This window comes from Salinivibrio sp. AR640 (assembly GCF_001995405.1).
GTDB lineage: Bacteria > Pseudomonadota > Gammaproteobacteria > Enterobacterales > Vibrionaceae > Salinivibrio > Salinivibrio costicola.
On record NZ_MUFD01000023.1, the window covers coordinates 56,894 to 63,273 of the forward strand.

Sequence of the window (6,380 nt, forward strand, 5' to 3'; positions counted from 1 at the left end):
TGGGCTTTTTTGATCCCGCCTACTTTTAACGATCCAAACCTGGATCTTGAATTTATCATTGGTGATCATAATCACATTAAAGCCACGTCGTCTGTGATGTCGTGGATCTTAGCTTATCGCGTGACTGCGCAGGTTTTGAGCGGCGATAATTGCATCACCCCTTCACGCTACTCTCATTTCATTTATGCTGGATCTTTAATTTACAACGCTAGTCTTTAGTTTTTTATATCGATAAAAATCCAAATGCAGAACATGTAACTTATGCTTTCGGGAAGTGTATTGATAAATATTCTTTTCAGGGTAGGAAGCTGATCAAGGGGAATTAACCCCAAGATCGCTCGATCGCTTACTGATCGGTTAGATGTGTATTGTACAGAGTTTAATCAGCCGACTGACTTGGATGACGCTGTTGTACCACGCTGGTGATCTCGCCGTTACTGAGCTGGGTGCGCAGGATATCGCCTTCATGCAGTTGATTGATGTTATTAATAATTCGCCCATCACTGTCACGGCTAATCGAATAGCCACGAGAGAGCGTCGCTAATGGACTGACGGCATCCAAGGTCGCCACCAAGGTCAAAAGTCGCTGCTGCGCGTGTGACAATTGTGAGTTCATCGCGTGGACGAGACGTTGATGGTATTGCGCCAATTGAGCCTGATGTTGATGAATACGATGCTCAGGCGTCACGCGTTGTAACCGGCTATCCAGGGCATTAAGCTGGTGGTTATATCGTGAAAGCTGTTTCGTCAGTCCTTGGTGAATGCGCCTTTGCAGCTCATCAATATGCTGACTTTGCTGTTGCAGACGACGACGGGGGTGTTGGTGAGACAAACGGTGTTCGTGTTGCGTCAGTGCCCGTTGCTGGCGATAAAGTAGCGTGCCGATCGCGTTTTTAAGCGCTTGCTCGCGCTGCTGATATTGCTGCAAGCGATAACTAAGATCACGGCTAACAAGCTCTGCGGCAGCTGATGGGGTGGGGGCGCGAACATCGGCAACAAAGTCAGCAATGGTCACATCCACTTCATGGCCTACGGCACTGACGATGGGGATCTGACTCGCGGCGATAGTACGGGCGACGATTTCTTCATTAAAGCACCATAAATCCTCGAGTGACCCACCGCCACGACCAACAATCAGTACGTCACACTCATGACGGCTATTGGCGCGCCCGATCGCTTGCGCTATCGATACTGCCGCATCTTGCCCTTGCACCAGGGTCGGATAAATCACCACCGGCAGGCTAGGGTCCCGTCTTTTAAGTACATTCAGAATATCATGCAAGGCAGCGCCGGTTTTAGAGGTGATTATGCCAACGCGCTTCGGTTGGTCGGGCAAAGCTTGCTTAGCGGTTTGTGCGAATAACCCTTCTGCGGCTAACGCTTGTTTACGTTGCTCAAACGCCTGCTGCAGTCGTCCATCGCCTTCGGGCTGCATGCTTTCTAAGATTAGCTGATAGTCGCCGCGAGGCTCGTACATAGACACGCGTGCACGTACCAATACCTGATCGCCGTTTTTAGGTTTGAACATCACGCGGCGATTGTTACCACGGAACATCGCACATTTGACTTGGCTTTGGTTATCTTTCAACGATAAATACCAGTGACCAGATGTTGCGGCGGTAAAATTAGAGATTTCCCCCGTGAGCCAGACGATACCGATGTTTTTTTCCAAGCAAAGACGTACTTCGGCATTTAAGCGAGAGACGGAAAGAATATTTCGGTTGTTAGCGGTCACGATCTCGGTCCCTTTCAATAAGCTTGTCAGCATACTACCTGTCGCATTCCGGTATGCCAAATAGACCTAGAGCAATCGGTTGCGAAAAAGTCTCGCGGATATATGTTGATAAATCAACCGACTAAATCTGAGTTGCCCAACAAACAGACATTCTTAGTAAAAATCGATAGCCAAACGTTTGCGCTGCACGTATAATTCTGCGGCAATATTTTGTTCCCCTTCACAACTTTTAGTGTGAGATATTGCAATGCTGAGAATCGCAAAAGAAGCGTTAACCTTTGACGATGTACTCCTCGTCCCTGCCCACTCAAATGTACTCCCTAACCATGCGGATCTGCGGACCCAATTGACCCGTTCAATTAGCCTGAACATCCCTGTGCTCTCTGCAGCAATGGATACAGTGACCGAAGCCCGTTTGGCCATCGCATTGGCACAAGAAGGCGGCCTTGGCTTTATCCATAAAAATATGACCATCGAGCAGCAAGCCGAGCAAGTGCGCTTGGTGAAAATCTATGAAGCGGGCATGGTGTCTAACCCGGTTACGGTGACGCCTGAGATGACCATTGCCGATGTCAAAGCCTTGACCGAACGCAATGGCTTTGCCGGTTATCCAGTGGTGAATAAACAAAAAGAGCTAGTTGGCATTATTACAGGACGCGACGTACGTTTTGTCTCAGATCTTAGCAAACGTGTTGAAGATGTGATGACCCCTCAGTCTCGTCTCGCCACCGTGCGTGAGGGCGCTGAGCGTGAGCAAGTGCAACAGTTGATGCAGCAGCATCGTGTCGAAAAAATTCTGGTCGTCAACCAAGACCATCACCTCAGCGGCATGATCACCGCCAAAGATTTCCAGAAAGCGGAAAGCAAGCCTAACGCCTGTAAAGACGAACAAGGTCGTTTGCGTGTCGGTGGTGCCGTCGGCGCAGGGGCGGGCAATGAAGAGCGTATCGCGGCCTTGGTGGAAGCGGGAATCGATGTGTTACTTATTGACTCATCACACGGCCACTCTGAGGGCGTCCTACAACGTATTCGTGATGCCAGAGCCTCGTACCCGCACTTACAAATTGTGGGCGGTAACGTTGCCACTGCCGAGGGCGCACGTGCCTTGATTGACGCGGGTGTGGATGCCGTAAAAGTCGGTATTGGCCCAGGCTCTATTTGTACCACGCGTATCGTCACTGGCGTGGGTGTGCCGCAAATTACCGCGATCAGTGATGCCGCTGCCGTCGCGCAAGAGTATGGTATTCCGGTAATTGCCGATGGCGGTATTCGTTTCTCGGGTGACTTGTGTAAAGCCATTGCTGCCGGCGCATCCTGTGTGATGGTGGGCTCAATGCTCGCCGGTACCGAAGAGTCTCCGGGTGAAGTCGAGCTTTACCAAGGCCGCGCGTACAAATCTTATCGCGGTATGGGCTCAGTGGGCGCCATGTCAAAAGGCTCATCTGACCGTTACTTCCAAAGCGATAACGCCGCCGATAAGTTGGTGCCTGAAGGCATAGAAGGGCGCGTTGATTACAAAGGCATGATGAAAGAGATCATCCACCAACAAATGGGCGGGTTGCGTTCAAGCATGGGCTTAACGGGCTCTGCCACCATAGAAGAGATGCGCACTAACGCGCAGTTTGTTCGCGTGACCGGCGCGGGCATGAAAGAATCACACGCGCATGATGTCACCATTACTAAAGAAGCGCCGAACTATCGCCTCGGCTAAAGACATCACTACCGCGATGCATTTGAGAGGGGAGCACAGCTCCCCTTTGTTCCACTTAATTGAGAAAGCCAGATAATGACCCAGAACATTCATGCTCAACGTATTTTGATCCTTGATTTTGGCTCCCAGTACACCCAGTTGATTGCGCGCCGTGTCCGTGAAATTGGTGTGTATTGTGAGCTTTGGAGCTGGGATGTCGATGAGCAAGACATTCGTGACTTTGCTCCCAACGGCATCATCCTATCCGGTGGCCCAGAGAGCGTGGCAGAAGCCAACTCGCCACGTGCACCGCAATATGTCTTTGACGCAGGCGTGCCTGTGTTGGGCGTATGCTATGGCATGCAGACCATGGCTGAGCAGCTTGGTGGTAAGGTTGCGGGCTCTGAGCATCGCGAGTTTGGCTACGCGCAAGTAAAACGCGTTGGCCAGAGCGCACTGTTTGATGGCATTGAAGATGCTATTGCCGATGATGGTCACCCACTTTTAGATGTGTGGATGAGCCACGGCGATAAAGTGGTCGCGATTCCGGAAGATTTTGTCAAAATCGCTGAAACAGATACCTGTCCGTTTGCAGCAATGGCCAACGAAGATAAACGTTTTTATGGTGTTCAGTTTCACCCAGAAGTGACGCACACGCGCCAAGGCAAACGGATGCTTGAGCAGTTTGTGATGCAAATCTGCCAGTGCGAGCGTTTGTGGACACCGGCAACCATTATTGACGATGCGATTGAGCGTATTCGTGAGCAAGTGGGGGATGACGAGGTGATCCTTGGCTTGTCTGGCGGCGTCGATTCTTCTGTAGTGGCTATGCTGGTTCACCGTGCGATTGGCGATAAGCTCACGTGTGTGTTCGTTGATAACGGCCTGCTGCGCCTTAACGAAGGTGAGCAAGTGCTGGAAATGTTCGGTGATCACTTTGGGTTGAACATTATTCATGTCAATGCGGAAGACCGCTTCCTTAATGCCTTGAAAGGTGAAGCCGATCCCGAAGCGAAGCGTAAAATCATTGGCCGGGTGTTTGTCGAAGTGTTCGACGAGCAAGCGAGTAAAATGGACAATGCTAAATGGCTGGCGCAAGGCACCATCTACCCAGACGTGATCGAATCGGCGGCTTCGAAAACCGGTAAAGCGCATGTGATCAAATCACACCACAACGTCGGTGGCTTACCGGAAGAGATGGAAATGGGTCTGGTTGAGCCACTCAAAGAGCTGTTCAAAGACGAAGTCCGTAAAATCGGTCTTGAGCTGGGCTTGCCATATCACATGCTGTTCCGCCACCCCTTCCCAGGGCCAGGCTTAGGTGTGCGCGTGCTGGGCGAAATCCAAAAAGAATACTGCGATCTGCTTCGTCGCGCCGATGCGATCTTTATCGAAGAGCTGCGCAATGCTGACCTCTACGAGAAAGTCTCGCAAGCCTTCGCGGTGTTCCTGCCGGTTCGCTCGGTAGGTGTGATGGGCGATGGCCGTAAATACGATTGGATCATTGCGTTGCGTGCCGTCGAAACCATCGACTTTATGACCGCGCACTGGGCACACCTGCCATACGATTTCCTCGGCAAAGTGTCGAACCGCATCATCAACGAAGTCGACGGCATCTCCCGCGTGGTTTACGACGTCTCCGGCAAACCGCCTGCGACGATTGAGTGGGAGTAAGACTCGCTAGATAGCGAATTAAGCTTTGCCAACTAACAACAATGCCAGTCAGTTTTCTGACTGGCATTTTTTATGGTCATGTTATTCATCAATTTTGTCGTTATTGCTGCAGAACACTGAAAACAGCCTGAAGATGAAAGCCATTGTCGACAAAATGGCGATATTCCAAAACAGGTTGGCCGGGCGTGCTTACAAGGACATGACGAGGCCGGTCGATCAAATCGACAAAATGAGACGCTGGCCGTTTGGCCGACGCAAGTAGTTAGAAAGCACACGGGCCGGTGATGGTGCACCGGCTCTTATTTTCACATACATCAAACCGATTATGGTGAAGCTGTAACTCGTTTTTGGACAGAACCTTGTTACAAGCTTCAAGCGATCTCTGATCCTTCGGATAACTTTTAGTAGCCTAAAATGCAAAACGGCGCCGTTTGCTCTGGTACTATCCGTGATAGAAAATGAACAGAACGTTCACCCTCGAACTTTGGTGTCAGGTTCATTTTATGCAGCAACTTTTGCTGAGCATGCAAAACGCTATTTACCCTTGAAGTACATCTGTCCCATTGCGTAGTCCATTAGTACTTCATCGTACTGTACCGCTTGAAGTGTAACCTGCACTTTCTCAACCAGGCATTGTATAATAGATAAAAATCAATGTGTTGATGAATGAGGTTACTTAGTCATGATGTCAGCGATAACGTGGTTGTTCTTGAATTTTTGCAAGTTTCGATACTTTAAAAAATAGAAGCGCGACAACTGAGTCTCTGCTTCTATGTTAAGGTTTCTGAGAAGCTTAAAAGCTTTATTAACACGTTTTATAGTGAGATGTAATGCTTATTAAGGGCATGAATATTCAGTAAAAGATTAAAGTGTAAGGATAGATTAAGCATGGAATCCGTATCAATTTATGTAGCAAAAACGCTTATTGCCCAGTTCATCTCTCAAGAAGGCTATGGCTGTATAAAGAAGGCATTATTTCCGACAAAAAATTATATTGATCAGCTATATCAAATAATAGAAGAGACAGCAATTGAGTTTGAGAGAATCTACCCAGTAGAAACTAACAAGGTTCCATTTTATCAATCTGGACTTGATCCGTTTTACTGGACACGCATCGACGACCTGAGGAGGTCAGTATGCCAGCCTATAAAACGGGTAAAAAGACAGCGCAATATTCACTAGACTTCAAACTAAAAGCGGTTGAATGGAGCTATGAGACGCATCGAACAGTGAAGTCGGTTGCAGAGGCGCTTGATATCCATCCATTCATGCTATCGAAAT

General features: G+C 49.1%; 4 protein-coding genes. 3 read left to right on the top strand and 1 reads right to left on the bottom strand.

The features are described from left to right. Positions 1-379 precede the first annotated feature (379 nt). A complete protein-coding gene (gene xseA / locus BZG75_RS11820; protein ID WP_108742917.1) occupies positions 380-1,768 on the bottom strand; it encodes an exodeoxyribonuclease VII large subunit in 1,389 nt (462 codons plus the stop codon). 214 nt (positions 1,769-1,982) lie between these two features. Here xseA and guaB point away from each other — a divergent pair, with 214 nt between their 5' ends. The 3 genes from guaB to BZG75_RS11845 all read left to right on the top strand — a co-directional run. Next, positions 1,983-3,446: an IMP dehydrogenase gene (gene guaB / locus BZG75_RS11825; RefSeq protein ID WP_021022936.1), complete on the top strand. Its 1,464-nt coding sequence runs from the start codon at positions 1,983-1,985 to the stop codon at positions 3,444-3,446. Positions 3,447-3,521: 75 nt separating this feature from the next. Further along, entirely contained in the window at positions 3,522-5,099 is a 1,578-nt protein-coding gene (gene guaA / locus BZG75_RS11830) for a glutamine-hydrolyzing GMP synthase (RefSeq protein WP_021022937.1), read from the top strand. 1,136 nt (positions 5,100-6,235) lie between these two features. Next, the coding region (locus tag BZG75_RS11845) for a transposase (RefSeq protein WP_158009986.1) at positions 6,236-6,380 on the top strand (145 nt) is incomplete at its 3' end.

Bases quoted from the DNA above. Each gene is read 5' to 3' on its own strand.
- xseA (WP_108742917.1), bottom strand. From the start codon at position 1,768: ATGCTGACAAGCTTATTGAAAGGGACCGAGATCGTGACCGCTAACAAC.
- guaB (WP_021022936.1), top strand. From the start codon at position 1,983: ATGCTGAGAATCGCAAAAGAAGCGTTAACCTTTGACGATGTACTCCTC.
- guaA (WP_021022937.1), top strand. From the start codon at position 3,522: ATGACCCAGAACATTCATGCTCAACGTATTTTGATCCTTGATTTTGGC.